This is a genomic window from Algoriphagus sanaruensis, assembly GCF_001593605.1.
GTDB lineage: Bacteria > Bacteroidota > Bacteroidia > Cytophagales > Cyclobacteriaceae > Algoriphagus > Algoriphagus sanaruensis.
The window spans coordinates 3,282,464-3,305,489 of the sequence record NZ_CP012836.1 but is presented as its reverse complement, the minus strand read 5'-3'; the positions used below and the strand labels follow the sequence as shown (position 1 = coordinate 3,305,489).

Below are 23,026 nucleotides of genomic sequence, written 5' to 3'. Positions count from 1 at the left end.
AGACTTTTGGGTCTATAAATAGCTGAATTCTATTTTTAATGAATGAAATTTCATTTGTTAATTCAGATTTTTAATTTTAATGAATGATAATTAATGTATTAATTAATATTGGATATCGCCAAGTCTTGATTCTAATGTCTAGCATCTATTATCTTTGTTTTGATTGATTTTTCATTCATAAACTTGTAAAATTAAATTTAATGAATGAAATTTAAGTCATGGATATTGCACAACTTTCAGATATGGCTATTCTCCGAATGATTGGGGACTTCATCAAAAAGAAGCGTATGGCCATTAATAAGACTCAGGATGAACTTGCCACGGAAGCAGGTATGAGTAGGTCTACGCTGAGTCTGCTCGAGCGTGGAGAAAAGGTTCATTTACTGACTTTGATCCAGGCTCTCCGGGTTTTGGATGAGTTGCAGTTGCTGGAGGCTTTCGAGGCGCGTCAGCAGATCAGTCCTTTAGAATACATCAAGCTCCAAAAGAAGTATCAGCGGCAGCGGGTGAGGCACTCGGATATCGCTGCTGAGGAAGATCGTCCTTCAGAATGGTAGTTGCAGCAGAGGTATGGCTTTGGGATCGGCTAGCAGGTGCGATTCTATGGGACGAATCTCAACAATTGGGAAGCTTTGAGTTTGATGAGGGCTTTTTGCGCTTGGGTTGGGATATTGCTCCTGTCACGATGCCTCTGAGACAAGGTAAACGTCTCTATACTTTTCCTGAGGTTCGTCGTGGTCGGAATGATGCTTTTGACACGTTCAAAGGCCTTCCTGGACTTTTAGCAGATATGCTTCCCGACAAATACGGCAATCAATTGATCAATACCTGGCTAGTGCAAAACGGCCGTCCCACGGATAGTTTGAATCCTGTGGAGTTACTTTGTTTTATTGGTAAACGAGGAGTGGGGGCTTTGGAAATTAGGCCTACGCTTCGTTCCGAGACAGGAACGGCAAGCACTTTGGAACTAGATAGTTTGGTCGCAATTGCCAATAAAATCCTTAATACCCGTGAAAGCTTCCAATCCGATCTATCATCCGAGGAGCAATCTGCGCTGGCAGATATTCTGAAAATCGGAACTTCCGCGGGTGGTGCTCGGGCTAAAGCTGTAATAGCCTTCAATCCCAAAACAGGAGAAGTCAAAAGCGGTCAGGTCAAAGCTCCGGAGGGCTATTCTTATTGGCTAATCAAGTTTGATGGAGTTCATGATGCTCAGTTTGGAGCTACTGCAGGTTATGGACGGGTGGAAATGGCCTATTATCTGATGGCGCTCGAGGCAGGAATTGAAATGAATGAATCCCGGATTTTGGAGGAGAATGACCGGGCGCACTTCATGACCAAGCGCTTTGACCGAACAGATGCCGGTAACAAAATCCACATGCAAAGTCTCTGTGGGATGCGTCATTTTGATTTCAATCAAGTGGGCGTGTATAGTTATGAGCAGGTATTTGAGACGATGCGTATGCTGAGATTATCGTATCCGGAAGCGGAACAAATGTTTATCCGAATGGTCTTTAATGTACTTGCCCGTAACTGCGATGACCATACCAAAAACTTTGCATTTCTCATGGATCAAAGCGGTAAGTGGAGACTTTCACCGGCTTATGATATTTGTCATGCCTATCGACCAGGAAGCTTATGGGTAAGTAGTCAATCACTTCAGGTGAATGGAAAGCGAGAAGGAATCTCTGATGCCGACTTTTTAGAAATAGCCCAAAAGATGAATATCAAAAAGCCGGAGGAAAAGATCGATCGGGTCAGAAAAGCGGTGAAGCGATGGAATGAATTCGCAGAAGAAGCCCGAGTAGAGCTCAAACTCAGGGATTCGATTCGGGCTACACTTTTGGTTTAACAACTAGCCAGTAAAATGAGGCTTGTAAGATTAATTGGAAAAGAACTTTTAAAGATGAAAAGCCTTTATATATAGCCTACTAAGCTATACACCGAAATTCCAATCCATTCTTTGACCAGCTTGTGCCAATAGGAAATGGAATCCGCATCAGGGAAAATCAAGGCAGGAATATCGTATTTGACCTCATGGGAATAATAATCCACGGGAAAAGTCACTGATTTCAATCCCACTTTATCAAAGCATCCTTTGGCTCTTTTCATGTGAAAAGCGGAAGTGATCAATACAAATTCCTGTTCGGTGGAAATTCCGTTTTTCTCCAAAAAATCACGGGTAAACTGGGCGTTTTGAGCAGTGTTTTTTGCTTGATCCTCGATGAGGATGTCCGATTCCGGCACTCCAGTCATTCGTAAAAATCGCTGCAATACTTCTGCTTCCGATTGAGGATTGACTGGATTTAAACCTGTACCTCCTGTGATTAGAATTTTTTTGATTTTACCCATCCGATAAAGTTGGAGGGCATGGGTGATGCGGTCTGCTCCTTTGTTGAAAAAGGTACGGTCATAGGCAGTTTTGCTCAGGTTGGTAACTCCGGTGAGGACAATGCCTATTTCATGGGTTTCGATTTCCTCAAAGGACTTAAAATCAGACTCCCAAGCCAATAATGCCAAATTGGAAAGGAAAGGATTGGTGAAAAAGAGTAGAAGCCCGATTCCTGCCCAAAGCAACTTTTTACCCCATTTTCGCTTTAAAAAAATTGTCCCTGATACGATTAGAATCAACACAATTGTGAGCGGCATCGCCAAAAAACTCAGAAACTGGGAGAGGTAGAAGAACATTTAGGCTTAGGTTTTGGGCAAAGAAAAGCGGGAAGGTTGGAATATTCAAACTCAATTTTCAATGATCAATTATCAAGTATGCCCACCCCCTCATAATTGATCATTGAGTTTGTTCATTGATAATTGGTCATTTCATTTCTTTAATCTAGCCAGAAAGCTATTTTTGACCATGCTTTCAGACCAACCTAACCTAGTACCTCATTTAGAAAAACTGGCTACCCAATTGGAGGGTAGTTTACAGTTTGACCGACTCACAAGGACCCTGTATGCCACTGATGCTTCCGTCTATCGGGAAATGCCTTTGGCAGTGGCTTTTCCCAAGTCAGAGTCGGATATCCAAAAATTGATTCACTTCGCCACCGAGCATGGTACTTCTCTTATTCCCCGAACGGCCGGTACTTCCCTTGCCGGACAATGTGTGGGAAATGGTATTGTGGTAGATGTTTCCAAGCACTTTACCCAAATCTTGGAATTCAACAAAGAAGAACGTTGGGTTCGGGTGCAACCTGGAGTCGTTCGGGATGAGCTGAACCGTTACCTCAAGCCGCATGGTCTATTTTTCAGCCCGATCACTTCCACTGCCAACCGGGCGATGATCGGAGGGATGGTTGGGAATAATTCTTCCGGCACGACTTCCATCGTTTACGGGGTGACGCGGGATAAAGTAATTTCCCTGAATACCATTCTCAGTGATGGGAAAAAGGTGGTTTTTGGAGAGATATCCCAAGACGATTTTGACCGGAAGTGTGGGCAAAAAGACCTTGAAGGCACAATTTATCGGCATATTTTCGACGAACTCAATAACCCTGAAATTCGAGAAGAAATCCACGCTCAATTTCCCAAAAAGTCCATCCATCGTCGAAACACAGGGTATGCAGTGGATGAACTACTCAAAACAGAATTTTTTGAAGGGAAAGAAAAGTTCAACTTCTGTAAGCTGTTGGCAGGATCGGAGGGGACTTTGGCTTTCACCACTGAAATCAAAATCAGTCTCGACCCACTTCCAGATCCAGTCGAAATCGTAGTAGCTGCCCATTTTGAAAGTATCCACGAAAGCATGAAATCCGCTCAGGTCGCGATGAAGCATCCTGCGACTGCAGTGGAACTGATGGATAAAATCATCCTAGACTGTACCAAAGAAAGCATTGAATACTCCAAAAACAGGTATTTCGTCGAAGGTGATCCGGAAGCGATTTTGATGATTGAGTTTCGAGGAAAAACACTTGATGAGGCCATGGCCAAAGGAGAGGCACTCGTAGCTGATCTTAAAGCAGGTGGCTATGGGTATGCCTATCCAATTATAGAACCAACCAAAGTCTCGTCTGCTTGGGCACTTCGAGCGGCTGGCTTGGGCCTTTTGGGGAATATTCCTGGAGATCCTAAAGCAGTAGCTTGTATCGAAGACACGGCCGTAGATATTGAAGACTTGGCGGACTACATCGATGAAGTCGATGCGATGATGGAAGGCTTCAACCAAAAGCCTGTTCATTATGCCCATGCAGGAGCAGGGGAGATCCATTTGCGTCCTATTTTGGATTTGAAGAAAGCTGAGGATGTGGAGGAGTTTTACCAGATTTCTCTCGCATCGGCCAAATTGGTAAAGAAATACCAGGGTTCGCTTTCTGGCGAGCATGGTGACGGACGAGTTCGGGCTGCCTTCATTCCATTGATGGTTGGGGAAAAGAACTACGAGCTTTTCCGCCGAATCAAATACACTTGGGATCCCAAAAACATCTTCAATCCTGGCAAAATCGTAGACGCTGCACCAATGAATAAGTTCCTGCGCTATGAGCCGGGAATGGTCACTCCTGAGCACCAAACAGTTTTCGATTATTCTGCCGATGGGGGCATTCTCCGATTGGCGGAAAAGTGTAATGGGTCTGGCGACTGTCGCAAACTACCGGGTTCGGGAGGTACGATGTGCCCTAGCTTTATGGCAACTCGTAACGAACGTGATACCGTTCGTGGCCGGGCTAATACCTTGCGGGAGTTTTTGACCTTGGATAAAAAAGAAAATGCCTTTGATCATCCTGAAATCAAAGAAGCCTTAGATCTCTGTTTAAGTTGCAAAGGATGTACGGCGGAGTGTCCCTCAGGCGTAGATATGGCGAGCATGAAGGCGGAATTTCTTTATCAATACCAAAAAACGAATGGAGTTCCGCTTCGCTCTAAGGCTTTTGCTTACATCAACGAGTTGAATGAATTGGGAGCCAAAGTGCCCGGAATTGCTAATTTCTTCCTGAGCAATTCCCTGACTGGTGGTCTGATGAAGTCCCTCCTAAATGTGGCACCAAGCCGAAATCTGCCTGAAATCAGCCCGATCAGTCTGAGAAAGTGGTACAAAAAGAACTATGCTTCTCTTCCAGGACCTGCAAAAGCAATCAAGTCAGTTTATTTCTTTGTGGATGAATTCACCAACCATAACGACACTCAAATTGGGATTAAGGCAGTTTCTCTTCTGAAAAAATTGGGTTACGATGTCAAAGTGATTGATCATGAGGAAAGTGGGCGATCCGCACTTTCTAAGGGATTGTTGCAGAAAGCCAAAAAACATGCGGAAGCAAACGTCCGCACGTTCGAGAAATTGATCGATGGCAATACCCCATTGATTGGTTTGGAGCCTTCCGCGATTTTGAGTTTCCGGGATGAATATCCAAGGATTGTCAGTCCCGATTTGGTGCCTGCTGCAAAGAAGCTCAAGTTTCATGTCAAGTTGATCGATGAGTTTCTCGGACAGGAAGTGGCTGCCGGAAACATCAATCCGGAGTCTTTCACCTCCAAATCCCAAAAGATCACATTACATGGACATTGCCATCAAAAGGCGCTTTCTTCGTTGACTTGGACGCAAAAAATACTTTCTCTTCCCGCTAACTACACGGTTGAAACGATCCCAAGTGGTTGCTGCGGAATGGCTGGAAGCTTTGGTTATGAGGCAGAGCACTTTGAATTGTCCCAGCAGGTAGGAGAGTTGGTGCTGTTTCCGGCGGTAAGAAAAGCCGAAGCGGATACACTCATTGCTGCACCAGGCACTTCTTGCCGTCATCAAATTGCAGATGGTACTGGTCGCAAAGCGAAGCATCCCGTGGAAATTCTATGGGAAGCACTTAACCTTTGAGGATTTAAGACCTCGAAGGTTTCAGTCGATATTTAGCTTGGAAAAACTGTTGAAATAAAATAGAAATACAGCCTTCGGCTGAATTACAGTACCTCAGATTCTTTTATCCTGCTTCTTCGGAAGCAGGATTTTTTTTGCTTCTCAAGGTTTGCAATCTTGAGAACTTATCAACGGATTTTGAACCCGAAGTCTTGATCGATCAGATTCAAAATCTGAATATAGTGCCTCGAAATTGCATATTTCGAGGCACTTCTACCACTTCGGCCGAATTCCTGGCGCTGTAGGAAATCTCAAGCTTTTGTAATACTCCAAATCTCCTTCGGGCTGTTCGATTTCGCTTGGAAATGGTCTTTTGGATATGGATTGAAAATACAGCAGACAGGCATTTCTCCACCATTCGGCTTCTTGGACTTGGATTTCAAGTAATTGACTCACATGGGAATATTGCACTGGATCGATCGCACCATTGAGGGTTTCCCAAGTGCTTTTCATTTTTCGAGCACTTTTTACCCCTTGATCGTAGTGAAGTCCGATTTCTTTCCAAAGTGTTTTTCCGGATTTCATGGTGTAGTCCCAAGACAGGTGATGAAACCAAAGCAGGTATTTCTCAGGAATCTGTTCCGAGTCGGACCAAGCTCTGATGATCTCTGGCGCGTATTGTTCCAAAGCTTTGCTTCCCGTAAAAGTGCGATCAAAACCAATTCCCAAACTATCTGCACGGTGATAATAAAGCGCAGTCCAATCCGCTCTTCCTCCGGTCACCCAAGGTCCCGGGCCGTAGTGATGATCCCAGCCCATGATGTGATGCAAGCCAAGCGGAGTCATGTAGTTGACAGCGGCTTCGTGGGAATCGAGCATGATTTCCTTGATTTTGACCAGATTTTCGGGATTTTGACCAAAGGTTAGCTTGGTCCATTCCTCAGCGATCTGCTCCGAACTCAAGTAAGGATCCCAAGTCAACCGCCCGAAAGAATACCAGTTGGCCTGGCCAAAGAGATGCCCCGTCCAGTTGCGATCTGTGCCGATATTGGACACGCCAGCCATGAGGGTGAGCCTTTGACCGGAGTCCGAACCGTCCACAATTCCAGCCACGGTAGAGGTTGGTGTAGGACGGAAGGTTTTGCTTCGTAGCACTTCTTCCCACATAGGAGAAAGGAAGACCAGCTGGGTAGCCTGACCGAGGTACTCTTGAGTGATTTGAAACTCAACTCCCAGATTGGTTTGCTTCACTGCGCCAAAAAGTGGGTGGAAAGGTTCCCTTGGCTGGAAGTCAATCGCCCCATTTTTGACCTGAATGATCACATTCTCACGGAATTTTCCATCCAAAGGCACAAATTCTAGATTGGCTTGCTTGTGGCGGTCTTCGTCAATTTCGTGAGAATAGACAAAAGCCCTCCAGATTAACACTCCGCCATGCGGGGCCAAAGCAGCGGCAAGCATATTGGCACCTTCGGCATGCGTTCGCTGGTATTCATGCGGCCCGGGCTGCCCTTCGGAATTTGCCTTGACGAGGTATCCTCCAAAATCGGGGATGTGCTGATACATTTCGTCGGTCTTCTTTTTCCAGAAAGCAATCACCTCCGGATCGAGCGGATCGGCGGTTTTGAGCCCTCCGATTTCGATGGGAGCGGAGAATCGCGCGGTTAGAAAAACTTTGATCCCATACGGTCGGAAGATATCGGCCAGCACCATGGCCTTTTTCATAAAGTCCGAGGTCAAGATCCTTGCATTGGCATTCACATTGGTTAGGGAAACCGCATTGATTCCAATACTGGCATTGGCACGGGCATAGTCAATGTATCTTGGGTCGATGTAACCGGGTAGGCGGTGCCAGTCCCAAATCGAAAAGCCTGCATAGCCTCGCTCTACCGTTCGGTCCAGATTATCCCAATGGTTGAGCATGCGAAGCTGGATTTTCGGGCTTTCCATTTTTACTTTATTCAAGTCAAAACTTCCGCTTTGTAGGCTTTTGAGCCAGTCAAAAACTCCATAAAGAACACCTACAGGCCGATTGCCCACAATCGTAAAGTAAGTCTTTCCCTGAAAAACCACCGGTCCCATCCAGTAGCCATCTTGACCGAGATTCCGAATATCAATTTGGTTTTGAAGACCAAGGACTTGTGCGAGTTCTTCGCGTGTTCCCAGCCAAATTTGGGTTTGATTCAGACGCTCTGAAGAAAATACTGGTGCTTTTCCAGTCATTTTGGGAGCAGCGAGCTGAAGCTCTTTTTCGATGGCTTCGTAGGTGGGGTTTTTTCCAAAAAAGAAGATGCCTGAGAAAAGCTGATCTGCTTCCGAGCGCATTATTGAATTTTCGATTGGTCGGTAGTCGAGCCAAAGTTCGTAGCCGTCTTTTGCAAAATTTTGCAACGAAAAAATCAGCAAGAGCGCTAGAATCAGGTATTTCTTCATGGGTTTATCAGTTTCGAGGGGTTGAAAATGGCCAAAAAGCAAAGGAATTCCAATTGGTTTTAAGCATTCGATTCCTGACAATATTCGTCACTGTGGTCTTTTTGTTTTAGGAAAAAGGTCCTGCTTTCCTATCTTCGATCTGTTACTTTTTGACACATGAACCAGAAACCTTTCATCATCTACAAATCCTCCGCAGGCTCGGGCAAGACCTACACGCTCACGCTGGAATACCTCAAGTTGGCTTTGCAAAATCCAAGGTCAGGCTTTAAGCAGATTTTAGCTGTGACCTTTACCAATAAAGCAACTGCCGAGATGAAGGAGCGGATTTTGGAAGTGCTGGAGCAAATGAGTCAGCATGTGAAAGCCGATGAGTTTTTGGATCAGGAGCTGATGAAGCACCTCAAACTAGACGAACAGCAATTGCAAAGCAGGGCCCGAGAGACGCTTTTGAGCATTCTTCATGGGTATGGGTATTTTTCGGTCAGTACGATTGATTCTTTTTTCCAAAAAGTCATCCGATCCTTCGCGAGGGAAATGGACCTTCAGGCCAAGTTTGACTTGGAGATGGATACCGATGCGGTCTTGGAGCGATTGGTGGATCGGATCGTGGAGAAGGTGGCTCAGGATAAAAATCTCCGAGCTTGGCTGATCGGCTATGCCGAGGAACAGATCGAGGATGGAAAAACTTGGGATATTCGAAACGGCATCAAAGGCTTAGGTCGGGAGATTTTTCAGGAACGGTTTAAAGCGTTCAGATCACTTTTCCAGGAAAGTGTGGCTCAGGAAGGTTTTTTGGGAGAATTTCGGAAGCAACTGCATACTGAGCGTCGAAAACTGATCGCCGAGGCAGAAGAAATGCGAGAAAAGGCAGAGGCGATTCGGGCACAGTTTGGTTTGGAGTGGACGGATTTCTCAGGTGGAGGAGGTACAAACAATTTTGTGGTGCGATTGTCCAAGTTGGGGAAAAAAGACTTGCCGTTTACGGCTCCTTCAGAGAAGCAATTGGATAAGATTCCGGAATCTGAAACTTGGTTTACTGGAAAAAAGAACCCACTAGCTAATGCAATTACATCGGCTGCAGATGCAGGATTGAGAGATTTGCTAATGAGTTTGCCAGAAAAGGTCCTTCACTGGAATACCCTCTCCGCTTTGCAGCGTAATCTGAATGCTTTTGGGGTTTTCCGAGATTTGATTTTGGAGCTTCGGGATTTGAAAGACGAGGAAAGCATCCTGCTGATTTCGGATGTCAATGACTTTCTCAAACAAATTACGGAAGGTAACGAGGCGCCTTTTATCTATGAGAAAATAGGAAATCAGTACCGACACTTCCTTATCGATGAGTTTCAGGATACTTCCGAATTCCAATGGTCAAGCTTTCGGCCTTTGCTCGAAAACTCTCTAGCCTCAGGAAATACTAACTTGCTCGTAGGTGATGTGAAGCAATCAATCTACCGATGGAGAGGAGGAAAATTAGAACTGCTTTTGAGTGAAGTTCAGCAGCAGATTCGCAAGGATTTAATCGATATAAAAAACCTGGATACCAACTTCCGAAGCCTTCCCGGAATCATTGATTTCAATAATGCTTTGTTTCAGCAGTTGCCTTCGCTAATGCAGTCGGGAATGGAGGACAATTTCGCAGTGGATTCCAAAAATCTGCTGAATGATGCCTTTTTAGAGGTTACTCAGAAAGTGCCTCGGAAGAAAAAAGATCTCGAGTTTCAGGGAAAAATTCACCTGGAGTTTACCGAAAAGAGCAATTCTCGAAGTTCGTCCGAGGATGAGGAACCAGAGGAAGATGAAGCGGACGAAACCGTTTTGTCCAAACTGCCCGGCTTGGTGATGCAGCTGCAGGATCAGGGCTATGGGTTGAGTGACATTGCTTTTTTGGTTCGTAAAAACGCGCAGGGAGCTGAAATCGCCGATTACCTGATGAATTACCATCGGGAAAATCCCGATTCGGGTTATCGCTTTGATGTGCTTTCAGAGGAATCTCTTTTTATCGACAAATCTATCGCAGTCAAATGCCTCTTGGCCTTTTTCACCTACTTGAATAATCCTTCGGATAAAGTCGCGCTGAAGACCCTTTGGCACTATTATGCCCTGCTTCATGAGGTCGAGCTCAGCCATTCGCTCTTTTACCAGCATACCCTGCCAGATGCACTGAAGGAAAAGGAAGCTCAACTGCTTTCTGTGGAAAACAGGCTTCTTCAGATTCCTTTGGTTGAACTGATGGAGGAGGGCTTGGCCTTTTTGGGTTTTACCGAAAAGCAGCAGGACTTGGCGTATGTCTCCGGATTCAAGGAGGCGGTGTTTGATTTTGTGAAAAAGAATCGAGCCGATTTGATGGGATTCCTCGATTGGTGGGAGCTCAATAAGGGCAAGCGAACGGTGAAAATCCCCGAGGATCACGATGCCATGCGCATCCTGACGATTCACAAGTCCAAGGGCTTGCAGTATAAAGTCGTAATTATGCCATTTTTGGATTGGGGAATTGTAGCTACCGGACAGCAGGCTCCGGTGATTTGGGCACCGTATCAGTTGGGAAATCTAGAAACCGTGATTCCCCTCACGCATCAAACCGCACTTAAAAATTCTCACTTCTCAGACTATTACCAAGACGAAGTTCGACTCGCGTACCTCGATTCACTCAATATGCTCTATGTGGCATTTACCCGTTCGGAAGAGGTGATTTGGGGTTATTCGGACTTTACCAAAGGTCAAAAAGGGGTGATGCTCAACCGAACCGGAAATGTGCTTTACACGCTCTTTTCTACCGGTTTTCATATTCCCGATCCATCCGATCAGGGTTGGAATCCTGAATTGAAAACCTTCGATTGGGGAGAATGGGGGAGGAAAATCCCTCCAAAAGATCAAAAGCCGAAAGCTTCTTTGGGCTTGCGATGGGAGATTTTGGACTGGAAGGAAAAGCTCAAAACGCGGAATTATGCCTGGGATTTTTCGGAAGATGGGCTTCAAGCCAGAAATCAGCGAAAGCTAGGTGTGATTATTCACGAACTCTTGGCCGATTCCCAAAGCTTGGAGGATGCCTTAAGATTGCTTCGAGAGTTTACCTTCGATGGACGATGGGATGAGGCTACGGCTGAGGAAGTTAAGGTGCAATTGGAAATGCTGTTTGCCTTGGATCAGATTCAGGATTGGTTTGGTCCTGCCTACCAGTCGCTTTCCGAACAGGGAATTTTGCTTCCCGGTGGTTCACAAAAGCGGCCTGATCGAATCTTGATTGGAAAAGATAAAGCCTTGGTCATTGATTTTAAAACCGGAGAAAAGCGGGAAACGCATCTAAGCCAAGTCAAGGAATACATGGGCTTGGTTGCCAGACTGAGTCAACTTCCGGTTAAAGGTTATTTGTGCTATCTCGAACCCACTGAAATTTTGGAAGTATGAACCCATTTTTGAAAGAAACTGCTCAGAAAATTCTCGAGTCGGGTCGAGACCTGAAGGAAATCACCGTCGTCCTTCCCAACCGACGTGCAGGCTTGTTTTTCACCCGATACATGGGAGAATTGATCCAAGAGCCGGTTTGGATGCCGGAGGTGATCACGATCGAGCAACTGTTTTACCGATTGGCGGGGAACACACCTGCGGATGAGCTGACTTTGATCTTTGAATTGTACAAGTTGTATCGTCAGATTCAGACCGAGCCGGAGGACTTTGACCGCTTTTATTTCTGGGGAGAATTGATCCTGAAAGACTTTAACGACCTGGATCAGTTTTTAGCTCCTGCCAAGACCGTTTACACAAATTTGGCCGAAATCAAGGAATTTGAATCTGATTTAAGTTTTCTCTCTGAGGAGCAAAAAGAGCTGATTTCACAGTTTTGGAAGGCTTTTGAGCGGCAGAATGAAAGTGAACAAGAGCGCTTCCTGAGATTTTGGCAGATTTTAGCCCAGCTCTATGATCAGTTTCAGGCTAGACTTCGCACTGCGGGTTTGGCCTATTCCGGTCAATTGTACAGACAGGTGGCAGAAAATACAAACCTTATCGCAAAGCCTGAGAAGCACGTGGTCTTTGTGGGTTTTAATGCCTTTACCCTGACCGAGGAAAAGCTGATCAAGCACTTTGTGAAGAAATTTGGGGCGGAGATTTACTGGGATGTGGATGCTTATTACTTGGATGATCGACTCCAGGAAGCGGGTTTGTTTTTCAGAGATTACCAGAAAGATTCCGTGTTGGGAAAGACTTTCCCGGAGGAAATCCCTGCTGAAATCAGTCAAAAAGCCCCAGTAATCCATACGCATGCTATTCCGCTGAAAACCAATCAAGCCAACTTGGTCGGGAAACTTTTGGAAAAGGTAGGGACTGAAGAAGCCTTGGAAGAAACGGTGATTATCCTGCCTGACGAGCAATTGCTTTTTCCGGTCCTTCATACGCTTCCTGAGGAGATTTCCAAGCTCAACGTGACCATGGGTTATCCCATCCGAAATGCGCCGATCTATGCCTTTTTGGATGCTGTATTGGATTTGCAGCGATATGCGAAATGGAAAAATGGTCGGGTGATCTTTTACCACAAGCCGGTTATTGACTTGCTTTCATTTTCTTACCTGAAAGCCTCGGATGCGGAATTTGCCGAGGAAATCTCAGAAAAGATCAAGCTGGATAATCTCTTGGATGTTCCAGTAGAAGCTTTAGCCAAAGAGGGGACCCTATTTCAGCTTGTTTTCCGGAAGGTCGAACCTCAGGATCTTTTTGATTACTTGGGAGAAATCATCCAATACTTGGCTCAGGAACTGAAAGAAGATGTCATTCAGCGCAGCTATTTGTATCAAGCTTTCAAACAGCTGAATCGATTGAAGGAAGTTTTCCGAACCAACCAGGACAAGGGATTGAAGATGGACTTTGTGCTGAAGCTGTTTCGGCAGATCTTCCGGGAATTGAAATTACCCTTTGAAGGAGAGCCTCTACAGGGTCTGCAGATTATGGGCGTGTTGGAGTCAAGAAACTTGGACTTCCGCCGTGTGATCATCTGTGATGTGAATGAGGGGAGCTTTCCTCCAGGAGGAGGAATCAATTCGATGATTCCTTTTAACCTGCGTCGGGCTTTTGGTTTGCCTGTTCAGGAGCAGAATGACGCGATTTATGCCTATACCTTTTACCGTCTCTTGCATCGGGCAGAAGAGGTTCACCTGATTTACACGACATCAGCTGACCAGGGAAAAGCTAATGAAGTCAGCCGATTTGTGCAGCAGATGCAGGCAGAGCTTCATGTCTCTAAGCCGGATACGGTGATGATTCCTGTTCAATTGACTCCCGGTAAGGAGATCACCTTGGAAAAGACGCCTGAAATCTTACAGCGGCTATCAAATTATGTAAAGAAAGAGGTGGAAAATCCCTATGAGAAAAGTTTTTCCGCCTCAGCGCTTTCCATGTATTTGGACTGCCGACTTCGATTTTATTTCCGCTATGTGGCGAGTTTGAAGGAAAAAGAAGAAGTGGTGTCAGATATCGATCCGATGACCTTCGGAACGCTTTTACACAGCGCATTGGAATTCCTGTATGAAGTAGAAGAAGGCAAATCTCACCGAGATATCGATTCTCACACTATTGATCGCTTGCTACCTCAAGTGCCCGAGGCTGTGGATAAGGCCATTCGCAAGTTTTACAAAAAGGAAAATGGTGAAGAATTGGAACTGAGCGGGCAATTGGTAATCGCGAGAGAGATTTTTATCAAATTTGTCAAAGAAATCCTGAGTTACGATCAGAAGAATGGCCCTTTCCGTGTGATCGGTTTGGAGAAAGAATACCAGGCTGGGATTCCAGTGGAAACTGCTCAAGGCAAGTTAGAAATCGCGCTCAAAGGCGTAATTGACCGCATGGACATCAAAAACAGTGTAGTGCGATTGTTGGATTATAAAACAGGAAAAGATAACAAAACTGTGCGTTCGATCGCTTCGCTTTTTGATCGGAAAGATGACAAGCGAAACAAGGCGGCCATGCAAACCTTGCTCTATGCTTACTTCTATCAATACGAGCACCGAGCTAATCAGCTCCCTCTAAAACCCGGAATTTTCAATATCAAGGAAATCTACAATCCTCAGTTCAGTCCATTTTTGGTCATGGACAAAGAGGAAATTTCTGATTACCGGGATTTTGCCGCCGAGTTTGAAAGCGGATTAAGTGGATTATTGGCTGAGATCTTTAACCCCGAAGTTCCTTTTGATCAAACAGAAGATGAGAAAAAGTGCACGTACTGTGCGTATAAGGAAATCTGTGGGAGATAGTTCAGTTGAAAGTGTCCAGCTCCAGTGTTCAGGACAGAAATACTGAAGACTGGTACTGAAAACAGATCACTAAAAACTCTGCTTGGTGACTTTCGGATACATCTCCGGCAGCAACATTAGTGCGGCTGAGCCATACCACTCTTTCAAATCCATTTTCAAGACTCCGGCTTGGATGGCTGGGTCAGTTTCAGTGAGTGCTTTTGCTTCCTCGAGGGTTTGGACGTCGAAAATGTATATACCGCGTAGGTCGTCATTTCCGAAAAAAGGTCCGGCTACGATCAATTTACCGATTTCAGCCATCCGACCAATGTTTGCCATGTGGCCTGCTTGGATTTCAGAGCGTTGCTCAGGAGTGTATTCTGAAACACGGTCACCTCTCAATAAAAACGCCATCACATACTTTTTCATGCCAAAATCATCGGCTCCAAGTTTCTTGGCGAGTTCTTCGTCATATTGACTTTGGGCAAAACATAACCCAATTCCAGCTAAAATCAGGCTTAAGGTAAATTGGGCTCTTTTCATGATGTGTCAAGTTTAGTCTAAAATTAGTGCTACCGTATCAGCTTTTGTTCTGATTTTCAGCCATTGTTGGAGCTTGGTGATTTCTGATTTAGAAGGAGGTGATTTGAAAGAGGCGTAAGCAGAAAGTAACGTATCCTGTTCCTTTTTTTCTAAATCAGTAAATACTGATCGACCCAAACTGAATTTTCTTAATTGAGAGTGGTTAATTTTGGCCTCTTGGGCGATTTCCATGCTTAAGCTTCTGATTTGGGCATCTTTGGCGACCTCCTTTTCCAGAAATGCGATTTGAGCATCTTTATCTTGAATTAAGGACTCGTTTCGTTCATAAAGATCTTTCAAAACATCGTTTCGAAGGACTTGCAAATCTGTAGTATTCCCACTTTGGTTGATGACAAGTTCGGTTTCCGAAAGTCCCAGCCCAAACATTTTTTGTTTGAGGATTTCTATCTGTTCCTCTGGGAGGTTTTCACCAATCAAACTGACTTCGATCTTCCGCTCATGGCGGTTATATGTGTATTCCGAATTGAGTACTTGGGTCTTCGGAAACTGCATTTCCAATTGAATAAATTGCCGTGCTTGTTGATTCCAAATGGATTGCCTGACAATTCCATAGGCCAAGTAGATACTCGGAATAATGGTCATCAGTGTAAAAATGGTGATGTAGGTCTGAACTCTTTTTTCTCGCTGAGGATCCAGAAACTTCTTCTTGGGATAATTCATAAACCTGACGATCAGATAGGTCGAAAGGCTGATGAAAACCGAGTTGATGAAAAACAGGTAAAAGGCCCCAATGAAATACAAGAGATTTCCAGTCGCCAGGCCGTATCCAGCAGTACACAAAGGAGGCATCAATGCGGTAGCAATTGCCACGCCTGGGATGGCATTACTTTTCTCTTTTCTTGAACCTGCAACTATTCCTGCCAAGCCTCCAAACAAGGCAATCAAAACATCCCAAACGGTTGGTTCTGTCCTTGCGAGAAGTTCCGATTGAGCACTTGAAATAGGAGTGATTGTAAAGTAAAGTGTTGAAGTGAGGATAGCAATAAAAATAGCCACACCGAGATTTCGGAGGGATCTTTTTAACAGGTCAAAATCATTGATTCCCGCCGCAAGACCAATTCCCATGATGGGTCCCATGAGCGGAGAAATTAACATCGCTCCAATGATCACCGCGGTAGAATTGACATTTAATCCGATCGATGCGACAAAGATTGCGAAGATTAAAATCCAAAGATTTGCTCCCTTAAACTCTACATTTTTGGAGATGTAATCGATAGTTTCGAGTTCGTCTTCTTTGCCTTCTTCGAGGTCAAACCGTCTTCGCAGATAAATAATAGTCTGAATAAGCTGGCTTCGTCTAGGGGATTTTTTTGGGGTCGTTTCCATAGTATTTTAAGATTCAAAGTAAGATATCTTGATAAATAAGTAATCATTTTGCCATTTTTTAGCATGAAAATATTTAAGACTTAGTCCGTTTCTCCAAATTTGAAATGGATAAAAATAGGGTAGGGAATACTGAGATTTATACTTTAGATAAAAGTTTTTAAAACGTTGATTTAAAGAATTATAAATGACATTTAGGGGATTCTGAATTTGCTTGGGCTAAAAAAATTAGATTAACCTAAAAATGTCAAATATATATAGTCGGTTTTTTTCCTCTTAAATCTTAGGTTACTTTTGGGACATTAGAATGAGATGGAGTTCCAAATCATTTGCTCAAAATAAACCTAGCCAAAAAATCCAAGTCTAATTTTTTATTCCTTTTGAATTACTATGAAAAGAATTTTAGTTGTAGATGATGACAAGGTCCAACACATTCTATTTCGAAAGAAAGCAGAACGGATTTCCAAAGACTTTGAAGTTCTCTTTTTTGATGCAGCAGAAGAGTGTTTGACCTACTTAAAAGATCATACAGCGGACGTCCTTTTTTCGGATGTCAACCTTGGGGATATGGATGGTTGGGAACTGATTGGAGAGCTGGCAAAAATTGATTTTAAAGGAAAGGTCTTTTTACTTACAGGTTCAGTTGCTCCATCGGATCGACGAAAAGCCAAATCAGAAGGCCTAATTTCAGGCTTCTTTGAAAAGCCTATTTCAGACTCGGATCTCCGAGAAATTTTGGAAGCGTGAACCATTAATCCTGTCAATAAGTTTATTTTATTTAATTTCGGGATTCATAACTGAATTATGTCAGGATCAGCACACGATAGGAAGCCCCTGCTTTCAAAAAAAATAGACAAGTTTTTTATCGGATTGGCGGATGCATGGAACTTTGTCCGTCGGTTTTTTCAGGAGGTATTTATGCCCCCTTTTGAGTTTAAAGAACTGATTCATCAATGCTATCGAATTGGGGTTGAATCCTTGCCATTGATCTCTTTGACGGGTTTTATTGTAGGGATCGTATTTACCAATCAATCTCGACCTTCACTTTCTGAATTCGGAGCAACTTCTTGGTTGCCAGCTTTAATTTCCATCGCAGTAGTGCGAGCTATGGGTCCATTGGTCACTGCTCTGATTGCCGCCGGAAAAATAGGATCTAGTATTGGTGCAGAAATTGGGTCGATGAAAGTAACGGAGCAGATTGATGCTATGGAAGTTTCAGCTACCAATCCTTTCAAATTTTTGGTGGTTACCCGAGTTGTGGCTACTACATTGATGATTCCAATTTTGGTGATGTACACTGATTTTGTGGCTTTGATGGGATCATTTATCAATGTAAATGGACGCGAGTTAGTCAGTTTACAGACATTCTTTGTTCAGGTATTTGATGCAATTAGCTTTTTGGATGTTTTCTCCTCGGTAATCAAATCGCTGGTTTTTGGTTTCACAATTGGAATTGTCGGATGCTATAAAGGGTACAACTCTTCGAAAGGAACTGAAGGAGTTGGACGGGCTGCAAATTCTGCGGTTGTTATTTCAATGTTTTTGATTTTTATCGAAGAGCTCTTGGCACTTCAGATTGTCAACGCGATCCGATTTATGTAAGATGATGAGCAGGGAAAAAGTAGTTGAAGTTAGAGGTTTAGAGAAATCATTCGGGGACTTAGATGTACTCGAAGGCGTTGATTTGGATTTATACCGAGGCGAAAATCTTGTGGTCTTGGGCAAATCCGGCTCAGGCAAATCTGTTTTAATCAAAATCATGGTGGGCTTGCTCAAACAGGATGAAGGATCCATGAAAGTATTGGGACAAGAAGTTTCCAAATTAGCCACCAAAGAGCTCAATTCACTCCGTTTGAAAATCGGATTTTCATTTCAGAATTCCGCCCTTTACGATTCCATGACCGTAAAGGAGAATATGGAATTTCCCTTGGTTCGAAATATTAAGAATCTGACTCGGAAGGAAATAGATTATAAAATTGAGGAATTGCTGGAAGCAGTCAATCTTCCTCAAACTATCAATCAAATGCCTTCTGAACTATCAGGTGGACAGAGAAAGAGGATTGGAGTGGCAAGAACCTTGATTCTGAATCCAGAGATCATGCTGTATGATGAGCCCACTGCAGGCTTGGATCCAATAACTTGCGTGGATATCAATAATCTGATCAATGAGGTCCGAGAACGATATAAAACTTCCTCCATTGTGATTACCCATGACTTGGCCTGTGCCAAACAAACAGGGGATCGAATGGCTGTCTTGCTCGATGGACAGTTTAAGGCGATGGGAACCTTTGATGAGGTGTTTCCCAGAGCTTCAGACGAGCGAATTAAGTCTTTCTATGATTATAATTTCATAAACTCATGAGAGGAGAAAATAAACGATCTGTAATTGTTGGCATTTTTGTACTAGTTGGCATAGCCATCTTGGTGGTAGGTGTCATGACTTTGGGAGGTCAACAGAAAAAATTTGTCAGTGCGATTCAGCTTAAGGCTGTATTCGATGACGTAGGAGGTCTTCAAACTGGAAATAACATTTGGTTTTCGGGTGTGAAAATTGGCACCGTCCGTAAAATCAATTTTTATGGCGATTCTCAGGTTGAAGTTGAAATGAATGTAGAAGAATCGGTAGGAAAATACATTCGGAAAGATTCCAAAGCTACTATCAGTTCGGATGGTTTGATTGGGAATAAAATCATTGTCATCTATGGCGGTTCTACAGAAGCTCCTCAAGTGGAGGACGGGGATCGATTGGTCGCTGTCATGCCGTTGGATACAGATAACATGATGGAAACTCTTCAAGCCAACAATGAGAACTTGGTTGAAATTACCGCAGATTTGAAGCAATTGACTGGAAAATTGGCTGCAGGGGAAGGAATCGTCGGAGCGGTGATGACTGATTCTACTTTAGCGCAAAACTTCAGAACTATTTTGGCTAATCTGGAAAGAGCGTCGACCAACAGCAATAAAATGATTGCTGATCTAAATTCATTTACTTCAAAAATGAATCAAAAAGGAAATATGCTCAACGAATTAGTAACGGATACCACTATGGTGACTGACCTGAGAGCAACCATGGAAAATCTCAGAGCGACAAGCGCCAATACGGAAGTGCTGACTAAGGAATTTCAGGCAATCACTGCCAAGCTAAATTCCTCTGAAAACTCGTTGGGAATGCTGCTCAATGATCCAGAGTTTGCAAAGACCTTGAAAAACACCTTGGAAAACACCGATTCTGCTACCTATAATCTCAACAAAGGAATGGAAGCTTTGGAGTATACTTGGCCTTTCAACAAAGGATTTAGACGAAAAGCAAAAGCCGATTTAGAAAAGGAAAACTAGAACCCCAAACGTTTTAATAGCCCCCAAAGAGTAATTGCTTCTTGGGGGTTTTTATTTGCCCCATTTTTCTTGCTTCTCAACCTCACAAACAAAAACATAACCAAGGGCATTTGGTAAGAAACCTTATTTTTGTGCCTTCCTATACTTACCTATTCTACCTATGAAAAGCATAGATCCAACCCAAACACCTGCTTGGCATCGACTTACAGATTTAGCCGATAAATACAAGGGAATTCAAATCAAGGCATTGTTTGAAAAGCCGGAACGATTTGAACGATACAGTTTGCAGCATGAAGATCTTTTGGTCGATTACTCCAAAAACCGCATAAACGGAGAAATTTTCTCTGCCTTGATGGATTTGGCGAGAGAATGTGAACTTCATCAAGCAATCGAGGAGATGTTTGGAGGTGCTGCGATCAACCAAACCGAAAATCGCGCTGTACTTCATACTGCCTTACGAAACAGAAGCAATCATCCGGTCTATGTAGATGGTCAAGATGTAATGCCTGAGGTGAATGAAGTTCTTGCCCAGATGAAGGAATTTGCCACCAAGATTCATTCAGGAAAATGGTTGGGATATACGGGTAAACCGATCAAATCATTGGTAAATATCGGAATTGGTGGATCGGATTTGGGGCCGGTAATGGTCACAGAAGCTTTGAAGCCTTATCAAAATCCAGACCTTGAGATTTACTTTGTTTCCAATGTTGATGGAACTCATATCGCTGAGACCTTAAAAAAAGTAGATCCTGAAACCACCTTGTTTTTCATAGCTTCCAAGACGTTTACTACTCAGGAAACCATGACCAATGCACATTCTGCAAGATCATGGTTCTTGGATCAAGCTAAAGATGAGTCTGCAGTTGCTAAACATTTCGTGGCACTTTCGACCAACGCAAAAGCAGTAGCCGCATTCGGGATTGACGTTAATAATATGTTCCAGTTTTGGGATTGGGTAGGAGGAAGATATTCCCTTTGGTCCGCGATCGGTCTTCCAATTGCCTGTGTGATTGGTTTCGATAATTTCGAAAAGTTGCTTTCTGGAGCGTATTCCATGGATGAGCATTTTAAGCACTCAGTGTTCGAGCGTAATATCCCAGTAATCTTGGCCATGATTGGTTTGTGGAATACCAACTTTTTAGGAGCAGCTTCTGAGGCTATTCTTCCTTATGATCAATACCTACACCGATTCGCAGCCTATTTTCAACAAGGAAATATGGAGAGCAATGGAAAATATGTGACTCGAGATGGTGGTAAAGTAAGCTATTCTACTGGGCCAATTATTTGGGGTGAGCCAGGAACCAATGGGCAACATGCTTTCTATCAGCTTATCCATCAGGGAACACATCTGATTCCTTGTGATTTTATAGCCCCAGCCATCTCTCATAATCCGATTGGAGATCATCATCAAAAACTTCTTTCCAACTTCTTTGCTCAGACAGAAGCATTGATGAAAGGGAAGTCCCTGGAAGAGGTGAAATCTGAAATGGGAAAAGCTGGAAAATCAGAGCAAGAAATTGAAAAAATAGGCCCACATCGTGTATTTGAAGGTAATCGTCCTACCAATTCTATTTTGGTTAAGCAAATAACACCTTATACGCTTGGTCAATTGATCGCAATGTATGAGCATAAGATCTTTGTCCAAGGTGTTATTTGGAACATCTTCAGTTTTGATCAGTGGGGAGTAGAGTTGGGGAAAGTCTTGGCAAACGGAATTCTTCCCGAACTCCAAGATGATCAAGCTATCCAATCCCATGACAGCTCTACAAATGGATTAATCAACGCTTACAAAACCATGCGTAAAGGTTAATCTTCCAGAAGACCCCAAAGGTCGATTTCACCGAATCTCGGAGGTACAGTCAATCCATTAGCTTGGATCTGTTCCCCCGAGATTTTTATTTTTTCCGAGGAGAAAATTGCGATTCCTTCAGTTTGACTCACATTGGCTACACTTCCTAAATAGAATCGGTTTTGATTTGCCGAATTCAAAACAGAGGAATTGAGGTTAGAAAAAGTTTGGACAAAGGATCGGGTGGAAAAGCCAGCATTTTCATAGCCAATGAAGACTATGAATTTCTGGTCAGGACTCAAGTCTGCACCTGTAATCCATCCGGGAGTTTCGATAGTTTCTAGTTTGAAAGCATCGTAATTACCATGCTCAGCAGGTAAAATATAATGGTCGGTGGTTCCGGCTTCGGTAGGCTTGGTGAAAAGATGCAATTTTTCATCCCAAAAAATAAAGGACTCACAATCGTATCGGTGATTCGAGGAATTGAAGGAGTTTTGCTCTGGATAGCGAAATGAAATTACCTCGGCTTGAACCTCATTGGTGTTTAAAATTCCTGAAATCGGAACTTTCAGAATTTTCAAATCCTGCCTATTTCCAAGGTTATTTCCAAAATCGCCAATAAATAAATGTGTTGAACTAGCAGCCAAATCTTCCCAATCAGCATTTGAGGCATTTTCGATTTTGATTGTTCGAAGGATGCTCCCGGTTTCGGGATTGATTTCATAGAGTTCTGCCGGATTTCCTCCATCGTTTAGCGTAAACAGCCTGTCCCCAATCCATTGGAGCGCGGAGGTTTCTTTTAGGGGAGTTGCAAAAATCTTTTGATTGTAGGCGGGAATAAACTCGGGAAAACCCTTGTCGGAAAGTGGGACTTTTTGGTGACTGAATAGAAAATCCGGGTCGTTGGCCAGTTCGTTTTCGGCGGCCTGTCCCTGCCGAAGAAAGGAAAAGGAGTTATGAAAAAAGCTTTTGGGATCCCAGGACCAATGAAATCGACTGCCATTTTGGACAGAAACTTCGAATTTTAATGGAGTTGAAGTTGAAAAATAGCCGTAGTAGAACGACTCAAATTGAGGGAGATTAACTGAAGGATTTTGAAGTGCTTTTGGGCTTTCAGCCAAGTTAATTGTGTTAAAACTGATGAGTTGTGCGGAGGTTTGTCCTTCAAGTTTGGCATTGGCATCTCCGGTAACTGTTAAGTTTCCTGCCAATTGAACAGGAAGTGTGGAAAGGTTACCAGATTGAGGGACCGTGGATTCGTAGGAATAGCTTCCAGCGGCAAGCTGAATGCTGGTGGGATTTGAGTCGAATAGAGTAGATATGGGAAACGAAAATGTTTCACCAGATTCAGAATTCCTGAAAACCACCGATATACTTGATGGGAGGGGATGACTCCAGGTTTTGGAGGCTAATTTTCTTGCACTTGGATTTTGGGATTGTTTAATTGTAAATCCATCAATTGTGATCGCAAAGATTTGGTTTGGTTTTTCTTTTGGCTCACAACCCCATATAAGTATCCATACGAATAAGCTTACTAAACGA

Annotated in this window: 15 protein-coding genes; 10 read left to right on the top strand and 5 right to left on the bottom strand. The window is 43.6% G+C overall.

What is annotated here, in order from left to right; genetic code table 11:
* Nucleotides 1-218 precede the first annotated feature (218 nt).
* Nucleotides 219-557 (top strand): helix-turn-helix domain-containing protein, encoded by a 339-nt coding sequence (locus AO498_RS14405; protein WP_067549164.1) that lies wholly within the window; start codon nucleotides 219-221, stop codon nucleotides 555-557.
* Nucleotides 551-1,852: a type II toxin-antitoxin system HipA family toxin gene (locus AO498_RS14400; RefSeq protein ID WP_067549161.1), complete on the top strand. Its 1,302-nt coding sequence runs from the start codon at nucleotides 551-553 to the stop codon at nucleotides 1,850-1,852. The genes AO498_RS14405 and AO498_RS14400 overlap by 7 nt, the downstream gene beginning before the upstream one ends.
* Before the next feature lie 65 nt (nucleotides 1,853-1,917).
* On the opposite strand, the gene AO498_RS14395 is transcribed toward AO498_RS14400, so the two are convergent.
* Nucleotides 1,918-2,688, bottom strand: a complete 771-nt coding sequence (locus AO498_RS14395) for a YdcF family protein (protein WP_067549158.1) — start codon at nucleotides 2,686-2,688, stop codon at nucleotides 1,918-1,920.
* A gap of 169 nt (nucleotides 2,689-2,857) precedes the next feature.
* Here AO498_RS14395 and AO498_RS14390 point away from each other — a divergent pair, with 169 nt between their 5' ends.
* Nucleotides 2,858-5,803 (top strand): FAD-binding and (Fe-S)-binding domain-containing protein, encoded by a 2,946-nt coding sequence (locus tag AO498_RS14390; protein WP_067549156.1) that lies wholly within the window; start codon nucleotides 2,858-2,860, stop codon nucleotides 5,801-5,803.
* Nucleotides 5,804-6,055: 252 nt separating this feature from the next.
* Here the strand turns inward: AO498_RS14390 and AO498_RS14385 are convergent, their stop codons facing one another.
* Entirely contained in the window at nucleotides 6,056-8,215 is a 2,160-nt protein-coding gene (locus AO498_RS14385; protein ID WP_067550536.1) for an alpha-glucuronidase family glycosyl hydrolase, read from the bottom strand.
* A gap of 156 nt (nucleotides 8,216-8,371) precedes the next feature.
* On the opposite strand from AO498_RS14385, the gene AO498_RS14380 reads away from it, so the two are divergent.
* Together AO498_RS14380 and AO498_RS14375 are read left to right on the top strand one after the other, a co-directional pair.
* The gene (locus AO498_RS14380) at nucleotides 8,372-11,620 is read left to right on the top strand and encodes a UvrD-helicase domain-containing protein (RefSeq protein ID WP_067549154.1); all 3,249 of its coding nucleotides are present in this window, start codon (nucleotides 8,372-8,374) and stop codon (nucleotides 11,618-11,620) included.
* Nucleotides 11,617-14,454 carry a PD-(D/E)XK nuclease family protein gene (locus tag AO498_RS14375; protein WP_067549151.1) on the top strand — a complete coding sequence of 946 codons (2,838 nt, stop codon included), beginning with the start codon at nucleotides 11,617-11,619 and terminating at the stop codon, nucleotides 14,452-14,454. The genes AO498_RS14380 and AO498_RS14375 overlap by 4 nt, the downstream gene beginning before the upstream one ends.
* Before the next feature lie 69 nt (nucleotides 14,455-14,523).
* Here AO498_RS14375 and AO498_RS14370 read toward each other — a convergent pair whose 3' ends face one another.
* Both AO498_RS14370 and AO498_RS14365 read right to left on the bottom strand, forming a co-directional pair.
* Nucleotides 14,524-14,976 (bottom strand): YciI family protein, encoded by a 453-nt coding sequence (locus tag AO498_RS14370; protein WP_067549148.1) that lies wholly within the window; start codon nucleotides 14,974-14,976, stop codon nucleotides 14,524-14,526.
* Between the two features lie 12 nt (nucleotides 14,977-14,988).
* Complete coding sequence (locus tag AO498_RS14365) at nucleotides 14,989-16,362, bottom strand: TIGR00341 family protein (RefSeq protein WP_082792255.1); 1,374 nt, start codon at nucleotides 16,360-16,362, stop codon at nucleotides 14,989-14,991.
* A 387-nt stretch (nucleotides 16,363-16,749) separates the two neighbouring features.
* On the opposite strand from AO498_RS14365, the gene AO498_RS14360 reads away from it, so the two are divergent.
* The 5 genes from AO498_RS14360 to pgi all read left to right on the top strand — a co-directional run bounded on the left by AO498_RS14360 (nucleotide 16,750) and on the right by pgi (nucleotide 21,505).
* Complete coding sequence (locus AO498_RS14360; RefSeq protein WP_067549146.1) at nucleotides 16,750-17,106, top strand: response regulator; 357 nt, start codon at nucleotides 16,750-16,752, stop codon at nucleotides 17,104-17,106.
* A 57-nt stretch (nucleotides 17,107-17,163) separates the two neighbouring features.
* The gene (locus AO498_RS14355) at nucleotides 17,164-17,961 is read left to right on the top strand and encodes an MlaE family ABC transporter permease (protein ID WP_067549143.1); all 798 of its coding nucleotides are present in this window, start codon (nucleotides 17,164-17,166) and stop codon (nucleotides 17,959-17,961) included.
* Nucleotides 17,962-17,965: 4 nt separating this feature from the next.
* Complete coding sequence (locus AO498_RS14350; protein WP_067550533.1) at nucleotides 17,966-18,721, top strand: ABC transporter ATP-binding protein; 756 nt, start codon at nucleotides 17,966-17,968, stop codon at nucleotides 18,719-18,721.
* The gene (locus AO498_RS14345) at nucleotides 18,718-19,695 is read left to right on the top strand and encodes an MlaD family protein (protein ID WP_067549139.1); all 978 of its coding nucleotides are present in this window, start codon (nucleotides 18,718-18,720) and stop codon (nucleotides 19,693-19,695) included. The genes AO498_RS14350 and AO498_RS14345 overlap by 4 nt, the downstream gene beginning before the upstream one ends.
* 160 nt (nucleotides 19,696-19,855) lie before the next feature.
* Nucleotides 19,856-21,505: a glucose-6-phosphate isomerase gene (pgi, locus tag AO498_RS14340; RefSeq protein ID WP_067549136.1), complete on the top strand. Its 1,650-nt coding sequence runs from the start codon at nucleotides 19,856-19,858 to the stop codon at nucleotides 21,503-21,505.
* Here pgi and AO498_RS14335 read toward each other — a convergent pair.
* A complete protein-coding gene (locus tag AO498_RS14335; protein ID WP_148660251.1) occupies nucleotides 21,502-22,851 on the bottom strand; it encodes a hypothetical protein in 1,350 nt (449 codons plus the stop codon). The genes pgi and AO498_RS14335 overlap by 4 nt on opposite strands.
* Nucleotides 22,852-23,026: the final 175 nt, after the last annotated feature.